At 38.2% G+C, this 24,868-nt stretch carries 24 protein-coding genes, 5 pseudogenes and 1 riboswitch; of the genes and pseudogenes, 13 read left to right on the forward strand and 16 right to left on the reverse strand.

What is annotated here, in order from left to right; all coding sequences use genetic code 11:
* The first annotated feature begins 110 nt into the window (after nucleotides 1-110).
* The 4 genes and pseudogenes from POD11_RS11595 to panD all read left to right on the forward strand — a co-directional run bounded on the left by POD11_RS11595 (nucleotide 111) and on the right by panD (nucleotide 2,568).
* Nucleotides 111-1,061 (forward strand): ribose-phosphate pyrophosphokinase, encoded by a 951-nt coding sequence (locus POD11_RS11595; protein ID WP_002120445.1) that lies wholly within the window; start codon nucleotides 111-113, stop codon nucleotides 1,059-1,061.
* A 97-nt stretch (nucleotides 1,062-1,158) separates the two neighbouring features.
* Nucleotides 1,159-1,455, forward strand: coding sequence for a 50S ribosomal protein L25 (gene rplY, locus POD11_RS11600; RefSeq protein WP_016142033.1), 297 nt, complete (start codon nucleotides 1,159-1,161; stop codon nucleotides 1,453-1,455).
* A gap of 20 nt (nucleotides 1,456-1,475) precedes the next feature.
* Complete coding sequence (gene pth / locus POD11_RS11605) at nucleotides 1,476-2,057, forward strand: aminoacyl-tRNA hydrolase (RefSeq protein ID WP_016142034.1); 582 nt, start codon at nucleotides 1,476-1,478, stop codon at nucleotides 2,055-2,057.
* A gap of 131 nt (nucleotides 2,058-2,188) precedes the next feature.
* Nucleotides 2,189-2,568, forward strand: a pseudogene (panD, locus tag POD11_RS11610) (aspartate 1-decarboxylase).
* 59 nt (nucleotides 2,569-2,627) lie between these two features.
* On the opposite strand, the gene POD11_RS11615 reads toward panD, so the two are convergent.
* On the reverse strand, nucleotides 2,628-3,179 hold the full coding sequence (locus tag POD11_RS11615; protein WP_262457253.1) for a GDYXXLXY domain-containing protein: 552 nt from the start codon (nucleotides 3,177-3,179) through the stop codon (nucleotides 2,628-2,630).
* Nucleotides 3,176-4,959 (reverse strand): annotated as a pseudogene (locus POD11_RS11620) (DUF2157 domain-containing protein). The gene POD11_RS11615 and the pseudogene POD11_RS11620 overlap by 4 nt, the downstream one beginning before the upstream one ends.
* A 176-nt stretch (nucleotides 4,960-5,135) precedes the next feature.
* Nucleotides 5,136-5,286, forward strand: a riboswitch (FMN riboswitch).
* A 90-nt stretch (nucleotides 5,287-5,376) separates the two neighbouring features.
* On the opposite strand from POD11_RS11620, the gene ribB reads away from it, so the two are divergent.
* On the forward strand, nucleotides 5,377-6,036 hold the full coding sequence (gene ribB / locus POD11_RS11625; protein ID WP_262457256.1) for a 3,4-dihydroxy-2-butanone-4-phosphate synthase: 660 nt from the start codon (nucleotides 5,377-5,379) through the stop codon (nucleotides 6,034-6,036).
* A 58-nt stretch (nucleotides 6,037-6,094) separates the two neighbouring features.
* Here ribB and POD11_RS11630 read toward each other — a convergent pair whose 3' ends face one another.
* Nucleotides 6,095-6,769 (reverse strand): HAD-IA family hydrolase, encoded by a 675-nt coding sequence (locus POD11_RS11630; RefSeq protein ID WP_262457257.1) that lies wholly within the window; start codon nucleotides 6,767-6,769, stop codon nucleotides 6,095-6,097.
* 97 nt (nucleotides 6,770-6,866) lie between these two features.
* Here POD11_RS11630 and POD11_RS11635 point away from each other — a divergent pair.
* Nucleotides 6,867-7,633 (forward strand): annotated as a pseudogene (locus tag POD11_RS11635) (hydroxymethylpyrimidine/phosphomethylpyrimidine kinase).
* Between the two features lie 44 nt (nucleotides 7,634-7,677).
* On the opposite strand, the gene lysM reads toward POD11_RS11635, so the two are convergent.
* The 6 genes and pseudogenes from lysM to POD11_RS11665 all read right to left on the reverse strand — a co-directional run bounded on the left by lysM (nucleotide 7,678) and on the right by POD11_RS11665 (nucleotide 11,345).
* Nucleotides 7,678-8,151, reverse strand: a complete 474-nt coding sequence (gene lysM, locus POD11_RS11640) for a peptidoglycan-binding protein LysM (RefSeq protein ID WP_262457259.1) — start codon at nucleotides 8,149-8,151, stop codon at nucleotides 7,678-7,680.
* 185 nt (nucleotides 8,152-8,336) lie between these two features.
* A complete protein-coding gene (acpP, locus tag POD11_RS11645; RefSeq protein ID WP_001279871.1) occupies nucleotides 8,337-8,573 on the reverse strand; it encodes an acyl carrier protein in 237 nt (78 codons plus the stop codon).
* Nucleotides 8,574-8,657: 84 nt separating this feature from the next.
* Nucleotides 8,658-9,391 (reverse strand): annotated as a pseudogene (gene fabG, locus POD11_RS11650) (3-oxoacyl-ACP reductase FabG).
* A pseudogene (gene fabD / locus POD11_RS11655) lies at nucleotides 9,388-10,373 on the reverse strand (ACP S-malonyltransferase). Before fabD ends, fabG begins: the two co-directional pseudogenes overlap by 4 nt.
* A 151-nt stretch (nucleotides 10,374-10,524) precedes the next feature.
* On the reverse strand, nucleotides 10,525-10,710 hold the full coding sequence (gene rpmF / locus POD11_RS11660; RefSeq protein ID WP_000290730.1) for a 50S ribosomal protein L32: 186 nt from the start codon (nucleotides 10,708-10,710) through the stop codon (nucleotides 10,525-10,527).
* Nucleotides 10,711-10,784: 74 nt separating this feature from the next.
* Nucleotides 10,785-11,345, reverse strand: coding sequence for a YceD family protein (locus POD11_RS11665; protein ID WP_002120393.1), 561 nt, complete (start codon nucleotides 11,343-11,345; stop codon nucleotides 10,785-10,787).
* 96 nt (nucleotides 11,346-11,441) lie between these two features.
* Here POD11_RS11665 and POD11_RS11670 point away from each other — a divergent pair, with 96 nt between their 5' ends.
* The 5 genes from POD11_RS11670 to rluB all read left to right on the forward strand — a co-directional run bounded on the left by POD11_RS11670 (nucleotide 11,442) and on the right by rluB (nucleotide 15,386).
* A complete protein-coding gene (locus POD11_RS11670; RefSeq protein ID WP_262457260.1) occupies nucleotides 11,442-12,104 on the forward strand; it encodes an elongation factor P hydroxylase in 663 nt (220 codons plus the stop codon).
* A gap of 90 nt (nucleotides 12,105-12,194) precedes the next feature.
* The gene (locus POD11_RS11675; protein WP_016142045.1) at nucleotides 12,195-12,812 is read left to right on the forward strand and encodes an L-threonylcarbamoyladenylate synthase; all 618 of its coding nucleotides are present in this window, start codon (nucleotides 12,195-12,197) and stop codon (nucleotides 12,810-12,812) included.
* Between the two features lie 224 nt (nucleotides 12,813-13,036).
* Nucleotides 13,037-13,828, forward strand: coding sequence for a segregation and condensation protein A (locus POD11_RS11680; RefSeq protein WP_031945544.1), 792 nt, complete (start codon nucleotides 13,037-13,039; stop codon nucleotides 13,826-13,828).
* Nucleotides 13,825-14,421 (forward strand): SMC-Scp complex subunit ScpB, encoded by a 597-nt coding sequence (gene scpB / locus POD11_RS11685; protein ID WP_016142047.1) that lies wholly within the window; start codon nucleotides 13,825-13,827, stop codon nucleotides 14,419-14,421. The genes POD11_RS11680 and scpB overlap by 4 nt, the downstream gene beginning before the upstream one ends.
* A 41-nt stretch (nucleotides 14,422-14,462) precedes the next feature.
* Nucleotides 14,463-15,386, forward strand: coding sequence for a 23S rRNA pseudouridine(2605) synthase RluB (gene rluB / locus POD11_RS11690; RefSeq protein ID WP_016142048.1), 924 nt, complete (start codon nucleotides 14,463-14,465; stop codon nucleotides 15,384-15,386).
* A gap of 61 nt (nucleotides 15,387-15,447) precedes the next feature.
* On the opposite strand, the gene bioD is transcribed toward rluB, so the two are convergent.
* From bioD to POD11_RS11715, 5 genes are all read right to left on the reverse strand, one after another.
* Complete coding sequence (gene bioD, locus POD11_RS11695; protein ID WP_262457262.1) at nucleotides 15,448-16,092, reverse strand: dethiobiotin synthase; 645 nt, start codon at nucleotides 16,090-16,092, stop codon at nucleotides 15,448-15,450.
* Complete coding sequence (gene bioC, locus POD11_RS11700; protein ID WP_262445936.1) at nucleotides 16,093-16,842, reverse strand: malonyl-ACP O-methyltransferase BioC; 750 nt, start codon at nucleotides 16,840-16,842, stop codon at nucleotides 16,093-16,095. It abuts the gene before it with no gap.
* Nucleotides 16,839-17,996 carry an 8-amino-7-oxononanoate synthase gene (locus POD11_RS11705; RefSeq protein ID WP_262457263.1) on the reverse strand — a complete coding sequence of 386 codons (1,158 nt, stop codon included), beginning with the start codon at nucleotides 17,994-17,996 and terminating at the stop codon, nucleotides 16,839-16,841. The genes bioC and POD11_RS11705 overlap by 4 nt, the downstream gene beginning before the upstream one ends.
* A 1-nt stretch (nucleotide 17,997) precedes the next feature.
* Nucleotides 17,998-19,278, reverse strand: coding sequence for an adenosylmethionine--8-amino-7-oxononanoate transaminase (gene bioA, locus POD11_RS11710; RefSeq protein ID WP_262457264.1), 1,281 nt, complete (start codon nucleotides 19,276-19,278; stop codon nucleotides 17,998-18,000).
* A 93-nt stretch (nucleotides 19,279-19,371) separates the two neighbouring features.
* Nucleotides 19,372-20,103, reverse strand: coding sequence for a hydrolase (locus POD11_RS11715; protein ID WP_262457265.1), 732 nt, complete (start codon nucleotides 20,101-20,103; stop codon nucleotides 19,372-19,374).
* Between the two features lie 356 nt (nucleotides 20,104-20,459).
* Between POD11_RS11715 and otsB the strand changes: the two genes are divergently transcribed.
* Nucleotides 20,460-21,311 carry a trehalose-phosphatase gene (otsB, locus tag POD11_RS11720; protein ID WP_262457266.1) on the forward strand — a complete coding sequence of 284 codons (852 nt, stop codon included), beginning with the start codon at nucleotides 20,460-20,462 and terminating at the stop codon, nucleotides 21,309-21,311.
* Complete coding sequence (locus POD11_RS11725) at nucleotides 21,299-22,732, forward strand: alpha,alpha-trehalose-phosphate synthase (UDP-forming) (RefSeq protein WP_262457267.1); 1,434 nt, start codon at nucleotides 21,299-21,301, stop codon at nucleotides 22,730-22,732. Before otsB ends, POD11_RS11725 begins: the two co-directional genes overlap by 13 nt.
* A 68-nt stretch (nucleotides 22,733-22,800) precedes the next feature.
* Here POD11_RS11725 and POD11_RS11730 read toward each other — a convergent pair whose 3' ends face one another.
* Together POD11_RS11730 and ftn are read right to left on the reverse strand one after the other, a co-directional pair.
* Nucleotides 22,801-23,994, reverse strand: coding sequence for an MFS transporter (locus tag POD11_RS11730; RefSeq protein WP_239967543.1), 1,194 nt, complete (start codon nucleotides 23,992-23,994; stop codon nucleotides 22,801-22,803).
* 289 nt (nucleotides 23,995-24,283) lie between these two features.
* Complete coding sequence (ftn, locus tag POD11_RS11735; protein WP_001214863.1) at nucleotides 24,284-24,748, reverse strand: heteropolymeric bacterioferritin subunit Ftn; 465 nt, start codon at nucleotides 24,746-24,748, stop codon at nucleotides 24,284-24,286.
* Nucleotides 24,749-24,868: the final 120 nt, after the last annotated feature.

Here is a 24,868-nt window from a genome sequence, read left to right on the forward strand (position 1 = left end):
GGGGCGTCGCCAAGTGGTAAGGCACCGGGTTTTGATCTCGGCATCCGTTGGTTCGAATCCAGCCGCCCCTGCCATCTATTTCATTACATACCAACCGCCAAGGGTGCTTCATGCCCAATCTTGTCGTTTTTAGTGGAAATGCTCATCCACAGTTCGCTCAAAAAGTCGTAAGTCACTTACATATCCCTCTAGGTGCTGCATCAGTCGGTCACTTTTCTGATGGAGAAATTTCAGTAGAAATTACTGAAAATGTTCGTGGTAAAGACGTATTTATCGTTCAGCCTACTTGTGCCCCTACCAATGATAACCTTATGGAAATCTTGGTTATGGCAGATGCTTTGCGTCGTGCAAGTGCTGGTCGTATTACCGCTGTTATCCCTTATTTTGGTTATGCTCGCCAAGACCGTCGTCCACGTTCTGCACGTGTGCCGATTACAGCTAAAGTTGTCGCAGACATGCTTACCACTGTTGGTATTGACCGTGTCGTGATGATCGACTTACATGCTGACCAAATTCAAGGTTTCTTCGATATTCCAGTCGACAACATCTACGGTACTCCTGCTTTGCTTGCTGACTTACGTCAACAACAACATGACAACCTTATGGTGGTTTCTCCTGACGTTGGTGGTGTAGTACGTGCGCGTGCTGTTGCCAAACAGATGGGTGACATCGATTTAGCAATTATTGATAAACGTCGTCAAAAAGCCAATGAGTCGCAAGTTATGCACTTAATTGGTGACGTAAAAGATCGTGATTGCGTTATCGTAGACGATATGGTTGATACTGCTGGTACATTGTGTAAAGCAGCTGATGCACTTAAGCAATTTGGTGCACGTCGTGTAGTTGCGTATGCAACTCACCCTGTACTATCAGGTAAGGCTATTGAAAACTTACGTAATTCAGTTATTGATGAACTGGTTGTGACTGATACCATTCCTCTTTCTGAAGAAGCATTGACCTTAGGCAAGATCCGTCAGGTTTCTGTTGCTAGCATGGTTGCTGAAACGATTCGTCGTATTAATAACGAAGAGTCTATCAGTGCAATGTTCGATAGTTTATAATATTGCAGCTTTTTCTAAACCCTAGCCTTGGCTGGGGTTTTCTATCACTAAACTGGTCGCAAGTTTAGTCTATTTAAACTTTAATGAGGATTTACTCATGGCAAACTTCGTATTAAACGCTCAAGCGCGTGCTGAAGACAAACAAGGGAAAGGTGCGAGCCGCCGCCTTCGTCGCGAAGCTTTAATTCCAGCTATCATTTATGGTGGCAATGCTGAGCCTGTAACTGTTACTTTAGAACTTCGTGAGCTTGTAAAAGCTTTAGAAAACAATGCTTTCTTTGAAGAAGTTGTAGAAATCAAAGTGGGCGACAAAGTTGAAAACGTTAAAATCCAAGCGTTACAACGTCACCCATCTAAAAACACTCCTATGCACGCTGACTTCAAACGCGCATAAGTGTTTAAAGGCGTAGATTAGTGTCAAATATTTCGCTAATTGTTGGTTTGGGCAATCCTGGTTCAGAATATGCCCAAACCCGCCATAATGCAGGCTTTTGGTTCATTGAACAGCTTGCTGATAAATATGGCATTACATTAAAAAATGATCCGAAATTTCACGGAATCAGTGGACGTGGTAATATAGAAGGACACGATGTCCGTCTACTTCTACCCACTACATTTATGAACCGTTCTGGACAAAGTGTAGTTCCATTTGCAAAATTTTATCAAATTGCTCCCGAAGCAATTTTGATTGCTCATGATGAACTTGATATGAACCCTGGTGTTATTCGCCTTAAAACAGGCGGTGGTCACGGTGGTCATAACGGTTTACGTGACATTGTCCCTCATATTGGTCCAAATTTTCATCGTTTACGAATTGGGATCGGACATCCTGGCTCCAAAGAGAGAGTTTCAGGTCACGTACTTGGAAAAGCACCAAGTAGTGAACAAAGTCTGATGGATGCAGCAATTGATCATGCCCTTTCTAAAGTGAAGCTACTTGTTCAAGGACAAGTTCCTCAGGCCATGAATCAAATTAATGCATATAAACCCACTTAAATTGTTGAACAATCATGCTTGCTATCTTGCTTTTTTAGGAGCAAAATGCGCATCAGCCACTTTGCCAACCGCAAGAGCTAAAGATTTCACCATAAGATCTACATCTTAGGTCTACTCAGGAGACGCTAGCCATGCTATCTCGTTTATTAAAATGCAAAATTCACCGTGCAGTTGTAACCCATGCTGAGCTTCACTATGAAGGTTCTTGTGCAATTGATGGCGTATTGATGGATTTAGCTGGTATTCGTGAATATGAAGAAATTCATGTTTGGAATGTGACCAATGGCAAACCTTCACGACTTATGCGATTCGTGGTGAAGATAACTCTGGCATTATTTCAGTAAACGGCGGTGCTGCACATCAAGCGGATGTTGGCGATTTAGTTATTATTGCTACATTTGGTGATTTCACCGAAGTTGAAGCAAATGCTCACAAACCACGTTTGGTATATGCAAACCCAGATAATACAGTCAACCACACAGCGAATTGCATTCCTGTACAAGTTGCCTAATTTAAAATTTAAAAATAAAAAAAGCCCGCATCGACGGGCTTTTTTTATTTTTATAAATCCTAAATAGTTCCTTCCCACCAATTCTTTTGTTTTTCACAATTTAAAGGTTGAAGCCCTTCCCCTCGCAAATCAGATAGAATCGCTTCGCCTTTAGGATTTACCTTAAATTCAGCATATTTAGCTTTTTCATAACATTGGGCCAAGCCTTCTGCAAATAAGAAACTCCGCGAGGATGGATATAAAGCCTGTAAACGATTTTCAGGATTTTTTAAAATTAATCTTTGCCCAGTAAATGAATTATTAGTATCTAGAATTGTACCAACTACACGATTTTGTGAATCCAATATAACTTTTGCTAGGATGGAAGAATGATTAAAAATCACCTGATCTATAGCCTCACTCTCACTTCCTGAAAGAGCTTTAAGAGATTGTAAATGTAATTCATAAGCCAGTGCCATATAGTCGCCTTGTAAGATTGAACGAGGATCAACTGGTTTAAGCTCAACGAAAATACTTTTACTATGGTGCAGATGCCATTCATTTTTGGCTACTAACGTTGCGAAAAATAACATCGTGGCTAATGCAAGAATTAGAGAAAAATACTTCTTCATTCTTTCTCTCCTTTAATAAGACCATTTTTATTTTCACGGTGAAGCAACCACGACAGAGCCAATAGAAAAACACCAGAAATAAAAATAGATAAACTCTTAGCTAGAAAAGTTATTTGTAGGTTGTAATAGAGCTGCCAGAACACTAAAACGAATACAGCTAAGCTAACTCCATAAACAATCCGATCTTTACTTTTTAATGCCCACGTTAAAATAGTAAACAATATGAAGATTTCGAAGTATCCCAATACAATAAGCAAAACGCCAAAAATTAAAAAAGCGAAAAAAGTGATTCCCTGAAGTTGTCTATATAAATGAAAAACACTAAAGCAAAGTAACCAAACACTAGGTAGAAAATATAGAACCCACCTATGTTGATCTATTGAATTTTCTGGAACGAGTCCCATAAAAGTATCGAAAAAAGAAGCGACTAGAATGACGACTAGCACACATAAAAAAATACTACGCTCATATAGAGCTAGTGACTTTCTCTTAGGTAAGAGCACCAAACTAAAAACAAAATAATTGAGCAAAGTTAAATTTAAATAGGTTTGATTAGAATGTATTGACCATAATGAATGGTCCAGTTGTAGCAAATAGATAAAAGCTATGCCATACGTAGCAAGCATTTGAATTGAAATAAAGAACCAATGCGGTTTAAGGAAATAACTAATACATAGAATAAAAATCTGCGCAATTAAAACCCATAGCATCTGATCTGTTTCTGAACCAAGGTGAAATAAGAAAGCAGTCTGTCCACTGATAAATAAACAATAAGCAAATTGTCGAAAGAAATAACGTTGCGATTTTTTTAAAAGCACGATAGCGAATGCTACAAAAATAATTCCAATGACTAAAGAAATAGTCTCCCAAAACACGAGCGTAAAAGCTGCAAGCGCTAAACCCGCAAGCCAAGCACCAATTGCCATTGGAATGATATAAAAGCGGCTTTGACGAAAAATTTTTATTAAAAGATAGCTAATCAGCGCAAACCAAATAAAAATAATGCCCGCAATCAATAAGAAGATGAACTCATTAGAATCTTTAAATAGATGATTAATCTCATCTACAAGCCATATGGTAACCGTTACACCAAGAACAGCAGCCATTAAACTGGCACATAATTGATCATCTTTTTTGAAGAAATAGTAAAAAGCAATTATTCCTGAACAGAAAGCAGAGATCAGATAAGGAATATTCTCATTCGATAAATATTGAATCATTCCAATGATTGAAATAACTGCAAACCAAGCGATAAAGACAAATCTTAAAGCACGATATTTCTTTATACATATCCAAAATTCTATAAGGCTTAATAAATTTAGAATGAATAGGTATAAATACGGAAATTTTTCTAACCAAAAAGTCTGCTTAAAAAATAAAAAAAGTGTAAGTTGGCTGGTAATACAAATTAAAGCGAAGATGCCAATATTCGGACGATATAACCACGGTAATAAAAGCAATGTCCAAATTAAAAAAAGCAAATAACTGTCTGCCCCAGTTTGATAAACTTGTCCAATTACAGCCAGACTTAAGCCTATCATCAAACCACAAACGCTATGTAAGGTCTGCCTAACCCCATCGCTTGAAGTATCTTTTATGCTAAACCAAGCTGTGACAACTAATATAGCGGGCGGGATAGCAAGTTGAATACTGTCTGGAAGCATCAACCAGTTAGCAGCAATTAAGTACAGAATACTTACCGCCATAAATACATAACTGAAAATATGGAGATGCTGAATAAATAAAGTATTCCTAAAGGATAATCGTCTCTAATCTGCATGAAAAACCTATTTTATTTATAATTTTCTATAAAAAACATAGCATTCACTTTTAAAACCAACAAGTAAGCTCTTGTTAAAAAACCTATTTCAATTTATGAAAATGCTTATTCATAATGAGACTTAGCATTCTACAAAAGCATCTAGCCAATTTTGCCAAGCGCGCTATAATAAAACCCATCGCTTCAGGGCGGGGTGTAATTCCCCACCGGTGGTAAAGTTAATTTTCATATATAAATTAACAAGCCCACGAGCTTAAATTGTATAATTTGAGCAGATTTGGTGAAACTCCAAAGCCGACGGTATAGTCCGGATGAAAGAAGACGACGAACTGGGATAAATCCGTTTTATTTCAGTGCCAGCCTGTTTTTACATCAGTCCTGAAATGTTCAACCGTATTTTTACGAGAGCGTTTCATTATGTCTAGCTTAATTCAACCAGAACTTTTTTTCTCAGCCCTCTCTCCTGCTGAACAACGTATTCAACAAGCATTAGAAGATATCCGTCAAGGCAAACCTGTCTTGGTTATGGATGACTTTGACCGCGAAAATGAAGCAGATTTAATTGTTGCAGCCGAAACTTTAACAGTAGAAACAATGGCACGTATGATCCGTGATGGTTCGGGGATTGTATGTTTATGCCTTACAGAAGAGCTAGCAGATCATCTAGAACTCCCTCCAATGGTTTCTCAAAACTCAAGTCAGTTTCATACTGCTTTTACAGTGACCATTGAAGCAGCTCAAGGTGTAACAACCGGCGTGTCAGCTAAAGACCGTTTTACTACCATTCAAACTGCAATTAAAGACGGTGCTGTCGCAAGTGATCTTAATCGTCCAGGCCACGTTTTTCCTTTACGTGCACGTAATGGTGGTGTGCTTACTCGTCGAGGTCACACTGAAGGAACAATTGATCTAGCAAGATTAGCAGGCCTAAAACCTGCTGGTGTGTTATGTGAATTAACTAACCCAGACGGTACTATGGCATCAGGCATTCAAGTTTTAGCATACGCTCAAACTCATCACTTAACTGTGATTACGATTGAAGAACTTGTTCAATACCGTCAACAACACGGTATTTAAATAAAAAAGGTTTGGCTTTAGATCAAAGCCAAACCTTCAAATTAAAATTTAATAATATTTAAGATACTTTCTTTTGGGTTGCCTGCCCTTCAACGTATTCCAAAAGTTCAGAAAATTGCGTAATCATTGCTTTTGGTTGTGCTTGAGCGAGCTCTTCAGGTGTTCCATAACCATAAGTTACTGCTACCGCCTCAATACTATTATGGCGTGCTCCTAAAACGTCATATTGACGGTCCCCCACCATTAAGCATTCTTCAGGGCTTAGTTGCTCACACTCAAGAATATAATGGATAAGCTCAGCTTTATTGGTCCGTTCACCTGTTAACTCACTACCGTAAATATGTACAAAGTATTGGCTTAATTCAAAATGGTCCAAGATACGTTTTGCATAAATCGTTGGTTTAGCGGTTGCGACAAATAAGCGATATCCCTCTTCTTTTAATGCACTAAGTGTTTGCGCAACAGATGGATATACCTCATTTTCAAATAAACCCGTAACCGAAAAACGCTCACGATAAGCAAGTAAAGCTTGTTCAGCTAAAGCATCATCTTGTGTGTCTAGAAGTTTCGCTAATGAAGCTTTTAACGGGGGACCAATTGTCCAGTCAATATTTAAATCGGCAGCCAATGGATAACCTAACTTATCCATTGCATAGCGAATTGAAGTATGGATTCCAACTTTTGGGTCTGTTAAGGTTCCATCTAAATCAATCAAAATATGTTTTATAGCCATTCAATCACTAACCCAGTAAAGTATTTAATTCAATTGGTCGAGAGTTTAATCAAACTCTCTTATACTAACGTAAATTTAAATTGAAAAGGAAATAACCGTGCGTCCAACCGTACTTTGTTTCTCGGGTTTAGACCCTTCAGGTGGTGCAGGTTTACAAGCCGATATCGAAGCAATTGGACAAAGTGGTGCCCATGCAGCAATTGCATGTACTGCCCTCACCATTCAAAACTCACAACAAGTATTTGGCTTCGAAGCAACCTCAAAAGAACTTTTATTAGCACAAGCAAATGCAGTGGTAGGTGACTTACCAATTAAATGCGTTAAATCTGGCATGCTTGGCACTACAGATAATATTGCTGCTCTAGCTGAATTTCTTCGTGCACATCCTGACTACCAATATGTACTGATCCTGTTTTAGTCGCAAACAGTGGTGGTTCTTTAGGTGATCAGGCAACTCTGGTTAAAGCTTTCGTTGAGCTTATTCCTCTAGCAACAATTATTACTCCAAATACCGTTGAATTACGCGCTTTAACAGGTATTACTGATTTAGATCAAGCCACTCAAAAGTTATTTGAAATGGGTGCTAAAGCTGTTTTAGTCAAAGGTGGACATGAAGATACACCAGATCATATTAAAAATAGTTTATACATTAACGGTGAACTGGCAGCGACTAGTACCTGTCCTCGCCTTGAAGGTGAATATCACGGATCAGGTTGTTCATTAGCTAGCTTTATCGCAGGGCGTTTAGCTTTAGGTGATTCTTTAAAAATTGCGGTACAACATGCTGAAACATGGTTATTCGGTGTTTTAAAAAATGCGGATACCCCTATACCAAACGGACAAAAGATTCCAAAGCGATTTTAAAAAGCACAAAAAAGGCGCTTAAAGCGCCTTTTTATTAACCTCAATTATTGAGGAATACGTAAAACTTGTCCTGGGAAAATCTCATCAGGATCTTTTAGCATTGGTTTATTTGCTTCAAAGATTTTTGGATACTGATTTGCATCACCGTAAACTTCTTTCGCAATTTTTGAAAGGTTGTCACCAGATTTCACTGTATAAAATTTACTTTCTGGTTCAGGCATTGCAACAGTCATCTGATCATCTACTTGTGCCACATGATCAATGTTCCCAACAATAAGAATAATTTTTTCTTTATCTGCTTGGCTTTTTACCTGTCCTTTAATAGTCGCGGTATCGGTAGTACCGTTATAGGTTACAGATAAGCCCTCTACCCCTAAGCCTAAACTTTTAATTAAACCTAATAATTTATTTGCAACTTCTTGTGCAGAAGGTTCTGCTGGTGTTGCCGGAGCTGGTTGTGGTTCTGCTGGAGCGGTATTTTTCTTACCAATACCTTTTACAAAATCAAAAAGACCCATCTTTTAGTCCTCATATTATTGTTTATAGTAAAGTCATTAAACTGACCTCTATTGTTATACTTCAAAAAAGTCATGCCTCTGCTATCAATTGAGGTTGATCTTGTAAAAATATGTATCTCTTAATTTTTTCTCTCATAAAAAAAGCCACCTTACGGTGGCCTTCTTTTTATTCAGCAATATGCGAATTAACCAAGTTTTTTAGTTACATAGTCAATTGCAGATTGAACTGTAGTGATTTCGTTAGAATCTTCATCAGGGATAGTGATGTCGAAGTCATTTTCGAAAGACATAACAAGTTCAACTAAATCTAAAGAGTCAGCACCTAAGTCATCCATAAAAGATGCTTCGTTTTTAATCTCTTCAGCTTTAAGACCAAGTTGTTCTGCAACCGCTTGTTTAACGCGTTGTTCGATATCGCTCACAGGAATTCTCCTCATTGCTTGTGGCGTTTAATTTGCCACTAGTTTAATTGAATATAAAAATTTTTAAAAGTTTATACATCGGCGTTAGGCCATGTATAAACCACCATTTACATGTAATACCGTACCGGTAATGTAACCTCTTTATCACTTGCAAGGAAACTCACCGCATTTGCGATATCTTGTGGCTCACCTAAGCGATTTAAAGCCACTTGATCACTCATTTTTTTGCGAATGTCTTCACTAAGTGCATCTGTCATTTCTGTTGCAATAAAACCTGGCGCCACACTGTTTACAGTAATTTGGCGGCTGCCCATCTCTTTTGCAAGGCTACGGCTGAATGCTTCAATACCTGCTTTAGCAGCAGAATAGTTCGCTTGGCCTGGGTTTGCAAAGTGAGCTACAACAGAACTGATATTAATAATTCGACCAAAACGTGCCTTAGTCATTCCCTTAAGCACACGTTTAGATAAACGATAAACTGCTTTCAGGTGAATGTTGAGAATGTCATCCCAATCATCTTCAGACATACGAAGCAACAAATTGTCTTTCGTAATACCTGCATTGTTAACTAGAACAAGTACAGGACCATAGTTCTGTTCAATATGAGAAACGACTGCTTCAATCTCATCGAGATTGCGCACATCGAGCGCCAAACCTGCACCTTGCTCACCAAAGCTATCACTTAACTTTTGTGCACCAGATTCAGAAGTCGCAGTACCTACAACAAAATAACCGTCTTGAATAAGTTGCTGGGCAATGGCAGCGCCAATACCCCGACTCGCGCCCGTTACTAATGCAACTTTGCGTTCTTGTGTCATGCAATTTTTCCTTCTGCCACTAAAACAGCATTTAGGGCATCTTCCATTTTGCTCTTACTATCAATAGAAAAAGCTTTTTCGATATTTGGTAAACGCTTTGCGAGATTACTCAATACTGTACCAGGACCACATTCAACAATGTAATGTATGCCTTGGTTTTGTAAAAACTGCATCGTATCTGTCCATTGTACAGATTGGTACAATTGAGCAGTTAACGCCTGACGTAATTGAGCAACATCGGTAGCTATTCCCGCGTTGACATTTTGTATTACAGGAATGGTAGGTAGCTCAATGGCAGTTTGTTCCAAAGCTTCTGCAAATTTCTCTGCAGCAGGTTTCATTAAAGAACAATGCGAAGGAACCGATACAGGTAAAGCAATTGCTTTAGCAGATTGTTCTTTTGCCAATGCCATAACTTGTTGTACAGATGCAGTACTACCCGCAATTACAACTTGGCCTTGTGAATTATAGTTTGCAGCTTCGACAGAACCCTCACCTGACGCACTCACAGTTTGACAAAGCTCAACCACTTTTTCATCAGCCAAACCAAGAATTGCAGCCATAGCCCCTTCCCCTTGAGGAACGGCACTTTGCATCAGTTTGCCACGCAAGTTAACTAATTTAACTGCATCTGCCAAGCTCATAGAGCTGCAGCCACCAATGCACTGTATTCACCTAATGAATGTCCTGCAAGATACTTAGGTGCCAGACCACCTAAATCAAGCCATACACGCCATAAAGCGATACTGGCAGTTAATAACACAGGTTGGGTATTTTCTGTTTGGTCGAGACCTTCACCACTTTGCGCAATATGCCACAGATCAAATCCAAGAGCATCTGAAGCTTCCGCAAAGGTTTGCCCGACCCCACTAAACTGTTCAGCTAGTTCAGCAAGCATACCGACTTTTTGTGAACCTTGACCAGGAAACACAAACGCAGTTTTTGTGGCTAAAGCTACTTGTTCAAGACGTTTAGCAGACATAAGAAATCCTTTTTTGGGTTTTCACTCATTTCTGGAGCGGAAATTTAACATGTTATTTATATATTTATAATTGCGAAAAACAACAAAAAAAGGGAGCTTTCGCTCCCATTTTTTCTATACTTAAGCATCACGCTTAATGCATATCATGCAATTATTCAGCATCAGCTGCTTTAGCGAATAATTGACGACCACGGTAGAAACCGTCTTTAGTCACGTGGTGACGACGATGAGTTTCACCAGTTGCTTGGTCTACTGTTAATGCATTCTCGGTTAAAGCGTCATGTGAACGGCGCATGTCACGGCGAGAGCGACTTTTACGGTTTTGCTGAACGGCCATGATGGCTCCTTACAAAGATCGAAAAAATGGATCAGAACAAATTCAGTTGTCTTATCTCACAATTATAACACAAATTATGAGTTAAGTTTACCCTTCAAACCTGCCAAAACATCAAACGGATTATCCCGTTTTTCTTCGACAACATTTTGAATGGTAGGTTGATGTTTATGTTCACAAGCATCATGCTTGGGAGATAAAGGCATCAACAATAACAGTTCATCTTCTAGTAATGCGAGTAAGTTAATCGAGGCAGGCGTATCATAATCGCCTTTCGTCGAAGACTCACTTTCACCTAAAACGATGAAATCAGCATCCTCATCCAAGCGCTCTATCAGTGACTCATCATCCACTAATGCAATATGGAAGTCTAAGACAAGAGGCATTTCAACAGGTTCCAAACAACGTTGGCACTCCATTGGAACTTTCGTGTCCATATGACCGTCCATCCACACAATGCGATGATATGCATCCATTGATAGCTTACAGTCTATGTTGATCAATTGATTATCAATTGATCCAACAGCTTCACGAGCGATACGAGCAAAGCGAGACAAGGGCAGTTGACCTGACCATGTAAAGCCTTGTTCAGCCCATTTAAACGGCTCAATCTGTGCCGGAAAGGTATTTGCTGACATAATTAAGGCGGCAATTCTACAAATTCATCGGTACTCTGTCAAAGATTAAGATACAATTTTGCACTTCTTTAGACAGAACTCGGGGTAAATTAAGCAATGCACCTGTTGCAGCCGCAACCTGAAGTTAACACTTCATTACTCGTTTGCACCCATTCAACCCATCAGAACACGCTTGTACCTGACCCAGTGCAACTCTCACCATGGTCAAGCTCAAAATCGGAGTCTGAGCAAGTTGATTGGCTTATTTTACACTTTAATCACTGGTTTTCCCACCATAATGTGACATTAGTTCGTGGAGATTTTGAACCAGAATATTTCCCTGCAACAAATAAAGACCCTGCCAAGATTCAATTTGCTCATGGTTTCTTTAATAGTGCCTTACATGAAATTAGTCATTGGTCTATTGCGGGTGAAAAAAGACGTCTATTACCAGATTTAGGATATTGGTATGCACCTGATGGTCGTACCCAAGAACAGCAAAGTTTATTTGAACAAGTAGAAATTAAGCCTCAAGCAATTGAATGGTTATTTGCACAATCTTTTGGCAGAAAATTTAGAGTATCTCTCGATAACCTGACAGGTGATAGCGGAGATGGCAAACTATTTAAAGATAATGTCTATGCTCAAGTGCAACGTTACTTTTCGGGTGAAGCCAAGCTACCCCGTGATGCAGCAGCATTTATTGATTTTATTTGCCAATGCACACGTTCAGGTACACCTTTACAATTAAATGAATTTAAACGTGAACTCCTTGATTAATTGACAAAAAAACTACGTTAATTGCTTGCCTAGGATATTTAAAAAGCCTAATAATTATTTTTAACACTGGCGTGATGGAGTCTCTAAAATATGATGCATTTACATGTACATCCTGAAAATCCACAGCAACGCCTCATTTCCCAAGCGGTTGAACGTATCCGAGCAGGAGATGTTGTGGTCTACCCTACCGACGCAGCCTATGCAATTGGGTGTCAAATCGGTAATAAAAGTGCCATGGAACGTATTGCACAGATACGTGGTTTAGGACCTAAGCATCAATATGCCATTATGTGCTGCGACTTATCAGATATTGCGACTTATGCAAAAGTTGATAATGCAACATACCGTTTATTGAAAGCGAATACACCAGCGATTACTACGTTCATTTTACCTGCAACAAGTGAAGTTCCTCGTAGATTGATGCATCCTAAAAAGAAAACGATTGGTTTACGTATTCCAAGTAACCCGATTTGTCAGGCTTTATTACAAGAACTTGGTGAACCGCTACTTACCAGTACATTAATTTTACCTGGCCAAGAAGACCCTCTAGATGACCCTTACGATATTGAAAATCAGCTAGATAAACGAATTGATGTATTTATTGACGGGGGTTTTGGTACGTTAACAAGTACAAGTATTGTCGATTTATCGGGTGAACATCCTGAGATTATCCGTCGTGGTGTTGGCGATGTAAGTGCTTTTGAATAAGCACTTACATTTTTTACCAATAGTTTAAAAAAATATATTATCACTCAAAAAAATACTCTTTATTTATTTTGGATTTTTTTTACACTTTAGTCGTTAAGTAATTTATTAAAAGACATAATTCATTTAGAATGATTTTCACTATCTGCTGTTCTTCTACTTACAGCTGTCTTTGACTTGAATAACAAGTCTCATGCTTTTGAAAATTCGCGTGGCTTATAATCGTAATGAATCAATCACTTCATCAATCCATGGAAGACGCTCCACACATCCGTGTTTTAGATGAGTGGCATGACAAGATTCCTGAAGATCTCTATATACCTCCAGCTGCATTTGAGATTTTGCTCGAGCACTTTGAAGGTCCACTAGATTTTTTAATCTATCTGATTCAAAAAAACGGTTTCGATTTAATCCAACTCGATATTGCACCTATTGCGACTCAATATTTAGCCTATATGGATAGTATGAAGTCTTTAAATATCGAATTAACGGCAGATTATATGGTGATGGCTGCTCTATTAGCTGACCTAAAATCTCGCCTGCTTTTACCGAAACCTACAATTATAAGCATTGAAAAAGATCCTAAGCAGGAACTCATTGATCGTCTTGAAACTTATCTACGTATTAAGCAAGCAGCTGAGCGTTTGGGACAAATGCCAATTCTCGAGCGTGACACGTTTAATGCCAATGTAAGTTTAGGTCATATCGCTCCTATTTATGAAGGCTACGATATTTCAGCGTTACATGATGCTTTGTTCTGTGTCTTTAATCGCCCAGAACCCGTTACGCATGTCATTGCTCAAGAACCTGTTTTACTAGAAGAACGTATTGCATATATTGAAGAGAAATTAGAGTCTGGCGACGTGTTAAGTTTTAAAGAATTACTCAATCCCCAACAAGGTCGTATGGGAATGGTTGTTACATTTATGGCAGTTTTAGAATTAACCCGCCAACAGAAAATTAAAATTATTGCCACTGGTATTGAAGCTCCCTTAGCAATTCAAGGGTCTTCACTATGAGTAGTTTTGAACAAAATAATAATGATTTGTCATTAGCTGACATTCATCACGAAGTTTTATTACAACTTGAAGCAATTATTTTTGCCAGTGACGCGCCTGTTTCAATTGCCCGCTTAAAAGAAGCATTTAATAATCAGTATAATAAACAACAGCTTCGTCAGCTTTTACAACAGCTCGCGTTATTACAGCATGGCCGCTCTATTGAGCTGATTGAAACAGCGCAAGGGTTTCGCTTTCAGGTAAGATCTAAATATCGTAGTATTATTGCGCAAATTTGGCCAGAGCGACCAACAAAACTGTCGCCTTCATTACTAGAAACCCTGGCTGTCATTGCTTATCATCAACCGGTTACCCGAGCTGATATTGAACAAATTCGTGGTGTATCTAATAATAGTCAAATTCTTAGAACACTATTTGACTGGAACTGGATTAAAGAAGCCGGTTTTAGAGATTTACCCGGAAGACCTGCGTTGCTAATTACAACGCCTCAGTTTCTGAATGCTTTTGGTCTAGCTTCTCTAGGCCAATTGCCTCCCCTACAGAACGCCAAGGAAGCCTTTATGGCTCTCGATGCAAATGCACCGAAATCATAAAGAGGTGGACTGTTGATCATTATGTCTAAGGTTGTGCTGTCATGAGTGAAAAATTGCAAAAAGTATTAGCGCGAATCGGATTAGGTTCCCGCCGATATATGGAAGAGGTTATTGCCGCAGGACGCGTGAGTGTGAACGGTCGTGTTGCCCAAGTGGGTGAGCGCATTGAACCAGGCGATGAATTACGCATTGATGGCCGTAAAGTTCAGTTTCAGATTGAAGACGAAATTCGTCGTCGTGTACTGATTTATTATAAGCCTGAGGGTGAAATCTGTTCACGTAATGACCCTGAAAAACGCCCAACCGTATTTGATCATTTACCACAAATCGCGAATGACCGTTGGGTAATGGTAGGCCGTCTAGATATTAACAGTACTGGTTTATTACTTTTCACGAATGATGGTGAACTTGCTAACCGCTTAATGCATCCATCTAATGAAATTGAACGTGAATACGCAGTTCGAGTAATGGGTGAAGTAACACCAAAATTACGCCAAAACATGGTTAACGGAGTAGAGCTTGAAGATGGTCCAGCCAAATTCGAATCATTCTCTGAAATTGGTGGTGAAGGTATTAACCGCTGGTATCAAGTGGTAGTGAAAGAAGGCCGTAACCGCGAAGTACGTCGTATTTTCGAATCGCAAGATCTTAAAGTAAGTCGTTTATTACGTACACGCTACGGTACTGTTATTTTACCACGCGAATTACGTACTGGCCGTTGGATGGAACTCGACAAAACCGATATCGACAACTTAGCAAAATCAGTTGAGTTAAAACCACGTCAAGGTACAGGTTTATTTGGTATGGCAAAACGTCGTACTGACCGTATGACTGAAAAACCAATGGCAGCACGTCGTGGTGGTTACTTACGTCAACAACGTCGCGATGATGAAAAAGAAGCACCTGTTAACACGGGCAACCAACGTAAAGCAACTGGTTTTAACCGTGGTTCAAAGAAATTCTAAACATTCATAAGATGTAAAAAAAACCGCTCAAATTTGAGCGGTTTTTTTTAGCCTGTTGAACTTAATTCATTTTTGCCAGTTCGATCCATTCAGCTTCAGGAAAATGAACAGCTAAATAATCTTTCAAATAATTTGAAGTATCTTGAGAAATTAATGGATCTTTTGATTCATCTTTTAGGTTATAAACCAAAGCCTTTAATTTCAATCCACGAGATTTAAGTGCTTCAAGACTAAGTAAAGTATGGTTAATACTTCCCAAACGTCCCGAGGTTACTAAAATAACCGGAAACTGGTGCTGAGCGACATAATCAATGGTTAGCAGATTGGTGGTTAATGGCACCATTAAGCCTCCTGCACCTTCTAACAATACGATTTCAAAACGCTCTACCAATGTTTGGGTCGCATTTTCAATTTTTTGAAAATCAATTTCTCGGTTATCAAGACGTGTTGCTAAATGAGGTGAAGCTGGGTAACTAAAGATTTCAGGCATAGTGAGCTTGTCATGATCTTCTTGAAACCAGCCTTGACCCATAATTTCACGGTGCTTTTCGATATCTTCAGAAATATCAGCATTACCTGTCTGAATGAGTTTTTGGGTAATCACTTTTTTACCCTGCTCAGTCCATAATTTTGCTAAAAATCCTGTTGCGTAAGTTTTACCAATTTCGGTATCAATCCCGCTCACAAAATAGATCTGGCCACTCATTTACTTCACTCTCCGGGCAATACAATAAATCGGGTGATATGTTAGGGAATATCCTTCGGCATGCTTAAACCGATCATAATCTTGATAAAACTGTTGTAACGTTTGCTTAGTCCAACGATGTTGAGCAGTTGCCGTTACCCCTGTTGCCTTTAAATGCTGCAACACAGCCTTAGGCGAATCAAAATACAGTTGAGTTTCTGACTCTGACAAATGCAAAATCTCAAAACGAGCCTGAGTTAAGGCTCTATTCCAATTTTCAACTGACCAATAACTTAAACCCTGTCCTGTTAGCTCTTTAATCTCTAATAAGTTTTTAGAACCAAATGTTGAAAAGCATAACCAACCTTGATCAACTAAAGCCTCATCACAACGTTCGAGCAAGCGCGGTAAATCTTGCATCCACTGTAAAGCTGAACCGGAAACAATCATATCGAGTTGCGGAGGAAAATCTAACGCCTCAACGTCTCCAATCAACCATTTCAAACTTTCGTGAGAACTAAAGTGCTGCTGCACATCTGCATACAGATCATTCAAAATTAACTCTTCGATTTGAAAAGATGCAGTAATAAGACGAGTTAAATTGCCAGAACCACAACCAATTTCAAAAACACGTGGCATCGTCCTTGGGCAAAACTGCTGGAGTAACCGTGTTAAATTTTGGCAAATTTGTTTTTGAACAATTGCTTGTTCTGAATAGCTTTGCCCTGCTTTAGCAAAACGCTGGGCAACCAAGTCTTTATTCAAACTCACAGAAAACTCACCAATTCTTCAAGTTCATGTTGCTGCACCATTGACGTTAAAGAAATACGCAAACGCGAACTGTTTTTAGGTACTGTGGGTGGACGCACAGGCATAGCATAAAAACCACTTTCCTGAACTTGCTTCGCTTTATCGATAGCAGCCTGACTTTCTCCAACAATGACGGGAATAATATGGCTGGTCGATGGGCTTACATAACCCTTTTGCACGACAGCTTGTTGAAGATATTGGCTAATGCTTTTTAAATGTTCACGCTGAGATTGAGCGACTAATACTTTTTGAAAAATAAAGTTTGCCCATGCCATCACAATCGGGGGCTGTGCAGTACTAAAAATAAGTGGGCGCATTTTATTAATGAGATAATCTTTAATAATTGGATCGCAAATAATGTAACCACCGACTGCTGCCAATGCCTTACCTAATGTACCAACTAAAAAATCAATTTCTTGAATGACATTGTATTGTTCAGCACACCCTAATCCTTGCTGACCACGCACACCGATTGAATGTGCTTCATCGACATACAACATGGTTTTAGCAAAACGTTTTTTGAGCTGGACTAAAGCGGCTAAATCCGTTTCATCCCCATCCATACTAAAAATACTTTCTGTGACCACAATGATACGTTCAATCTTTTCATCATCATGATATTTTTGGAGAAGTTGTTCCAAATGCTGTAAATCATTATGTCGATAACGTACATATTGGGTACCAGACAAACGTATACCGTCAATCATGCTTGCATGGACTAACTTATCTGCCAAAATTAAAGTTTTGCTATCAGCAACCGCAGGCAAAATACCAAGATTCATATGGTAGCCACTATTAAATAATAGGGCCGCCCGATCACCAAATGCTTTACTTAGGCTATTTTCTAACTGTTCATATTCTTCAAAATTGCCCGTTAATAGGCGTGAAGATGAAGAACTAAAATAGCTTCTTTCTAATGGATAGCTATCTAGAAACTCTTGGCGAAGATTAATATCAGCCGCCAACCCAAGATAATCATTTGAAGCCAAGTTAAGCATCGTTTTATTTTGAATCGTAATAAAACGGTCATGCTGCACATTTTGAGTAAAGTGTCTAAAGTTACCTTGTTGTTTTAACTCATCTAACTCGGCAGCAAAATGATCGAGCAATGACATCTTAATACGCTCCCTGCATCGTTTGAACAACCTCAACTAATTGTTCAAGCAAATCATTTAACTCTTGATGAGTGATGACATACGGTGGCATCACATAAACCAATTTTCCAAAAGGACGAATCCAGATTCCGCGGTCTACAAATTGTTGCTGCAAAGTTTTCATAACAACATTAAAGGTGAGTTCTACTACACCAATTGCACCGATCACCCGTACATCGGCAACATAATCAAGCTGACTTAAAGGGGTTAAATATTGGCTAAGCTGTTGCTCAATTCGCTCAATATTGGCCTGCCAATCTTGTTCAATTAACAATTGCGTACTTTTTAAAGCAACCGCGCAAGCAAGTGGATTGGCCATAAAGGTTGGGCCGTGCATAAATACTCCAGCTTCACCGCGACTAATGGTTTCTGCAACATGCTTTGTGGTTAAGGTAGCAGATAAGGTCATATAGCCACCTGTTAGGCCTTTACCTATACACATAATGTCTGGCTCAACTTGGGCATGCTCCCACGCAAAGAGCTTACCAGTACGGCCAAAACCAGTGGCAATTTCATCGAAAATTAAAAGCAGGTTATATTTTTCACAAAGTACTTTGGCCTGACGTAAATATTCAGGATGATAAAAACGCATGCCCCCTGCACCTTGTACAATTGGCTCAATAATCAGTGCAGCAAGATTTTCATGATTTTGCTGAATAGCTTGTTCTAGCTCAGCAATATCTTTTTGGTTCCATTCTTCATGAAATTTGGTTTGAGGTGCTGCTACAAAAAGACGGTTTGGTAAGCTTGTGCCAAAAATCTGATGCATGCCTGTTACTGGATCACAAACAGACATCGCATTCCATGTATCACCGTGATAACCAGAACGTGTGGTAATAAAATTTGTTTTTTGTGGTTGGCCTTGTGCTGTCCAAAACTGCACAGCCATTTTCAAAGCAACTTCAACGGCAACCGACCCCGAATCTGCATAAAAAATTTTGTCGAGGCTTGGCGGTGTAATTTTTAAAAGAATTTTACCCAACTCAATGGCAGGGTCATGGGTTAACCCACCAAACATAATATGTGACATGTTTTGTAATTGATCTGTCACTGCTTGATTGAGTTCAGGGTGGTTATAGCCGTGAATTGCACACCACCAAGATGACATACCATCAATTAAAGTCTTACCATCGTCGAGTTCAATCGTTGCCCCATAGGCACGTTTAACTTTAAAGGTCGGTAAAGGTTGGGTCATTGAAGTATAAGGATGCCAAATATGTTCTAAATCAAAATTATCGGTCATCCTATTTACCCTTTTACAGCAATTAAATCTCTCATTTAGCACATGTTAAACCTGTTAAGAATGAAAGAAAATTGCGAGATCAATCAAAGCTTATTAACTTTGCTGATGAATTGTTAAAAATTGGCAGATTTCTTCAATTGTTCGGTCTACTTCGAGGTATGGAAAAGCATGAGTAGCACCTTTTAGCACTTTATAACTCATGTTTTCTGTCACGATTTCCTCAAATTTTTCGATAATTTTGCAAGGAATGACATTATCTTGCTCAGCAAACAGGTGAAGTTGTCGGCCAGAATAGTTTTTTAAGTTATCTACCAAGTTTAATTGTTCAAGCATTTGCAAACCTTCTATTAAAAGTTCATTTGTTGGCGGATTTGCTATATTTTGAATATTTATCCAATCTTGTTTCGCTTGAGATGAGCCAAGTGTAATCAAATAATAAAAACGCTTTAACGTAGCTTGCGGGTTGTGAAAAAAAGAAGATTTAAATTGAGTGAATACATCTGTAGGCATTGCAGGTTGCCAATTATCGTTGGCAACGAAACAAGGATTTGAAGCAAGTGTAATTAATGTTTTAGTCTGCCCTGCTTGCTTATAAAAAATATCGACCAGTTGAGTTGCTAACTGTCCACCTAAAGACCAGCCTATGACTACATCAGTCCTAGCCACCAAGTCCAGCTGTGCTTGAAAGTTACCATCTAAAATATTAAAAATATTAATAAGTTGTGTCTCAAACCCTACTTTTTCCAAATGCAATTTAAGAGATTGCAAAGGTTCCACTCCTACTCCCCAACCTGTAATTAATAAAATTTTATTTTGTAACTTCATATGCCTATCCAAAACCGATTTTATAAAGATTATATAATAATATTGATTTAAAATATCTTTTAAAATCAATATTAAAAACAATTTCCAAATCATAAAATCAAGTATTTATAATACGATAATATTCTGAAATATATTGATAAATAAGACCTGCATTATTCATATTAAATATACAAAACTTTAATTATCTAAACATTGAAGCCAATCAAAAAACAACATACTCCACACTTCGCCTATAAATCCATTATGCAATGTAATTAATGTTAATACTTATGTTTTTTTATTAAAAGAAATGACTCATCAATTCATTTTAATGTTAGAAGAGTAATTATTGATCAAAAAATATTGGGAAGGCTAATATGAACAGTCAAAATACAATATCTGATGGGAGAGAAAAATATACATATTTTGTTACACCCAATCATATTATAAGTAATTTATCTTTAGATAAAAATTATTGTTTATTTTTGGATATTGATGGGACATTAGCACCCTTTCAAATTAATCCTGAGCATAGTTTTATTCCAAACACCACATTGGAAATTATAAAAAAAATTATTCAATTAAATATACCTGTTATTGCCGTAACAGGTCGTGATGTCAATACAGCTAGTAAACTCTTATATCCTATTGAAGTTCCAATTGCGGGCTTGCATGGTTTAGATATTTGTCTTAATTCAGATCATTATATTCGGCCAGATTTAAGTCAGATTAATTTTAAACAATTAAAACAAGATATTCAAAAATCTTGCGAACAATATCCCGAGTTATTAATTGAGGACAAAGGTTATTCTATTGCTTTACATTATCGCAAGAACCCAGATTTAGAAAATCACGCTATTAATATTATGCAACAGATTAGCGCTGATTATCCTCAATTAAAATTAAATAATGGAAAATTTGTTATTGAATTAATTCCTCATCAAGCTGATAAAGGTAAAGCAATTAAAACCATCTTAAATCATATTAATTTACCTTCTGTTTTACCTATTTTTATAGGCGATGATTTAACAGATGAATCAGGTTTTGTATTTATTAATCAACAATCTGGTCTCACGATTAAAGTGGGGTCCGGTGAAACACAAGCTGAATATAGATTAAAAGATATTGATAGTGTCGCTAATTTTCTTTTTTTATTTCAAAACAGAATAAAAAGCTTATATGTCAAAAATAGCCAAAATCAGAATGGAGAAAAAATATGTCTAAATTAATCGTATTATCGAACCGGATAAGTATGCCCTCAGGTAAAGCTTCAGCTGGTGGCCTCGCCGTGGCTGTACAAGACGCTTTGAATGATAGTAATGGCATTTGGTTAGGCTGGAATGGCCAGCAAATTACCGATAGCGAAGCGCCAGAGTTTGAACAAGCCTCTTCTCAAGGGATTGATTACATTACCTGCCCTCTTACCCATCAACAATATGCGCAATATTACTGTGGTTTTGCAAATAAGGTTCTTTGGCCAGCAATGCATAGTCGCGAAGATCTAATTGAATATGATGCGCAAGAATATAGTACCTACCAAAAGGTCAACCGTTTGTTTGCTGAAAAGTTAAAACAGCTTGCTCAACCTGAGGATCTGATTTGGATACACGATTATCACTTTTTTAGTGTAGCGCGTTACTGCCGTCAATTAGGCATGCAAAATAAAATTGGTTTCTTTTTACATATACCATTTGCTAGCCTCAATATCTGGCGCAAAATTCCAGTGGGCCGAGAATTAATTCAAGACTTGAGTCAATATGATGTTATTGGTTTACAAACCCAAATCGATCAAAATGCATGTATGCAGACTTGTCTAAACTTACTCGAAGCTCAGAAAATACAAAGTAACAGTATTAGCTACAAGAAACGTCAAATATTAATTAAGTCATACCCAATTGGTGTTCAGCCCGAAATTATACAAAAGCAAGCCCAACAAGAGCTGGCGACCTCTGCTGTGTTTAATTTTGAGGAAATACCACGTCAAAAAACAATTATTGGGGTTGATCGTATTGACTATTCGAAAGGTTTGCTCGAAAGATTTAATGCATTTGCAACCTTTTTGGAAACCAGTCCTGAATATCATGGTCTAGTTCGTCATCTTCAAGTTGCAATACCTTCTCGTACCGATATTCCAGCTTATCAGCGTTTATTCCAACGTTTTAAAACTAAGCTCGAGTTAATTAACGAAGAGTTTGCCCATGAAGACTGGCGACCTGTAGATTGCTGCTATGACACTGTTCAACACCATAATCTTATGCACATTTATCGCCATTCAGATATTTGCTGGATCAGTTCACTACGCGATGGTATGAACTTGGTCGCTAAAGAATATATTGCAGCCCAAGACCCAGAAAATCCGGGCGTACTCATTTTATCTAAATATGCTGGTGCTGCTGAGCAGATGTCTCAAGCCTTGATTGTTGATCCGCAAGATAGAGCAGCGATGATGGATGCTTTAAAAATGGCTTTAGAAATGTCTAAAACTGAGCGTATTAGTCGTTACCAGCAATTGATAGAAGGATTAACATCATCTGATCTTACCCATTGGCGAAATAATTTCTTGGATGATTTAGAAAAGACACCAACTTTACTCATGAAACCTCAGCGATTATTACAAGATAGTTATCAATCGATCTATCAGGTTTTATAAATCTAAATAAAAGAACATCGAGGAATTAAATTTCTCGATGTTCTTTGAGGATCTCTATTATTTATAAATTAATTTGTCTTTATTAATGTAAAACGGTTAAGTAAAGCAATGACAAATAGCAATACAGCTACGCCTGTTAAAACAGTACTTAAACCCGTCCATTCACCAATTAAACCAATTAAAGCTGGGCCGCTTAAAGAACCCGTATAGGCAATCGTTGATACTAAAGAAAGTGCAGCTGCTTTTGGCATATTGTTTTGTCGACCCACCCGAGAAAACATCACTGGTACAATATTAGAACAGCCTAATCCTAACAGTGCATAACCTAATATAACTACTTGCCAGACTGGCGCAGTCACAATAATAGCCATACCAATCGCAGCCACAATTGCACTATAAGTTACAATATTCTTTTCGCCCCATTGCTTAAGCAAGACATGACCTGCAAAACGTCCAGTGGTCATGCTAAGCGCAAAGAAAGTATAAGCTAAGCCAGCAAAAGCAGGGTTAAGCTGATATTTACTTGTTAAATAAATACCACCCCAGTCCATTGCCGCACCTTCTGATAAGAAGGCGATAAAACACATCATACCAATAAGCAAAATAATGCCATCGGGACGATAAAATTTTTTCGGTGCTTGAGTTGTATCTTCATGTGGCTTTTCATCCTGTTCAAAAGACGTTAAACAAGATGGAATCGCAACACCACCAATAACAAGTAAAATCATAACAACTGATAACGTACTCATTAATGGAGAAAGACCTACTGCCAATAATGCAGTCACAAGCATAGCGCCTGTTAAGCCACCCAAACTACACATTCCATGGAAGCTAGACATAAGAGCTCGCAAGCTATGCTTTTCTACAACTACTGCTTGTAAATTGATAGCTACTCCAAGACATCCTGCTGCCGATCCAAAAATAAACAATGCTACAGCCATGGTCACAATGCTGCTCCACATCGTAAGGCTAGGCAATAAAACCATTAACAGCATCAATGCCAAAGCAATTAATGGACGACATCCCCAGCGCTTGACTAAAGCTCCGGTCGCAGGCATAGCAATCATTGAACCAATCCCCATACAAAGCAAAAGTAAACCAAAATCGGCATGATTTAGGTTTAAACGTTGCTGTGCAAAAGGAATAAGAGGTGCCCAAGCTGCAGTCGCAAAACCTAAGCTAAAAAAGCTTAGTCGTGTTGCAAGACGTTGTGTGCTTAAGAGTGTAGCTGTATCTAAAACAGCAGGTTTGGTAAATAACATATTTCGCGAACTCACCATAAAATCATGGGCGATCCATACCAACCGATTTTCCATAGAAAAACCCTTGCCTCATTAAATTTCTAGGCAAGGGTTTTGTTGGCGAAATTATATCCAATTTCATAAAAAAAACAGGGGGTGTGATACAATTTTTCTGACTTTTTTGTAACTACCAAAGCCTTATATAGTAAGGCTTTGAATATGTTCAATTTGACAAAACTAACATTTAAGCGATGAGTTAGGTTTATTAAAATAAGCCAATAAAAAACCCAGTCTGAGCTGGGTTCTTTTATTAAATTTGAGATTGAATATAATTTTGTAAGCCAATCAACTCAATTAAACGTAATTGCTTTTCTAACCAGTATGTATGATCTTCTTCAGTATCTGATAATTGTTGACGCAACATATCACGGCTAATGTAATCGCCCTTCTCTTCACAAAGTTTGATACCTGTCGCCAACTTTTCACGAACGTGATATTCAAGCGCCAAATCAGCTTTTAAACAAGATACAACGTCTGTACCAACGTTGATATCTTCACGGTGCATGTTTGGTTTAGCACCTAAAAATAATACACGGCGAATGATCGCATCAGCATGAGAAGCTTCTTCTTGCATCTCATGATCAATACGTTCATAAATTTTATTTAAGCCCCAATCTTCATACATACGAGAATGGATTAGATATTGATCACGGGCAGCCAATTCTCCGCCAATGAGCATATTTAAATAGTCTATGACTTCTGGATTGCCACGCATAATAAATCTCCTATCGTATGAAAACTATTATGGGCAATCTTAAAAGTGATTGCAAAACAAAAAATAGTTAAGTTTATGATTTTTATCAAATTAAAATGAGAAACATACGCATTTGCAGTT

This window comes from Acinetobacter sp. P1(2023) (assembly GCF_028367635.1).
GTDB lineage: Bacteria > Pseudomonadota > Gammaproteobacteria > Pseudomonadales > Moraxellaceae > Acinetobacter > Acinetobacter pittii_E.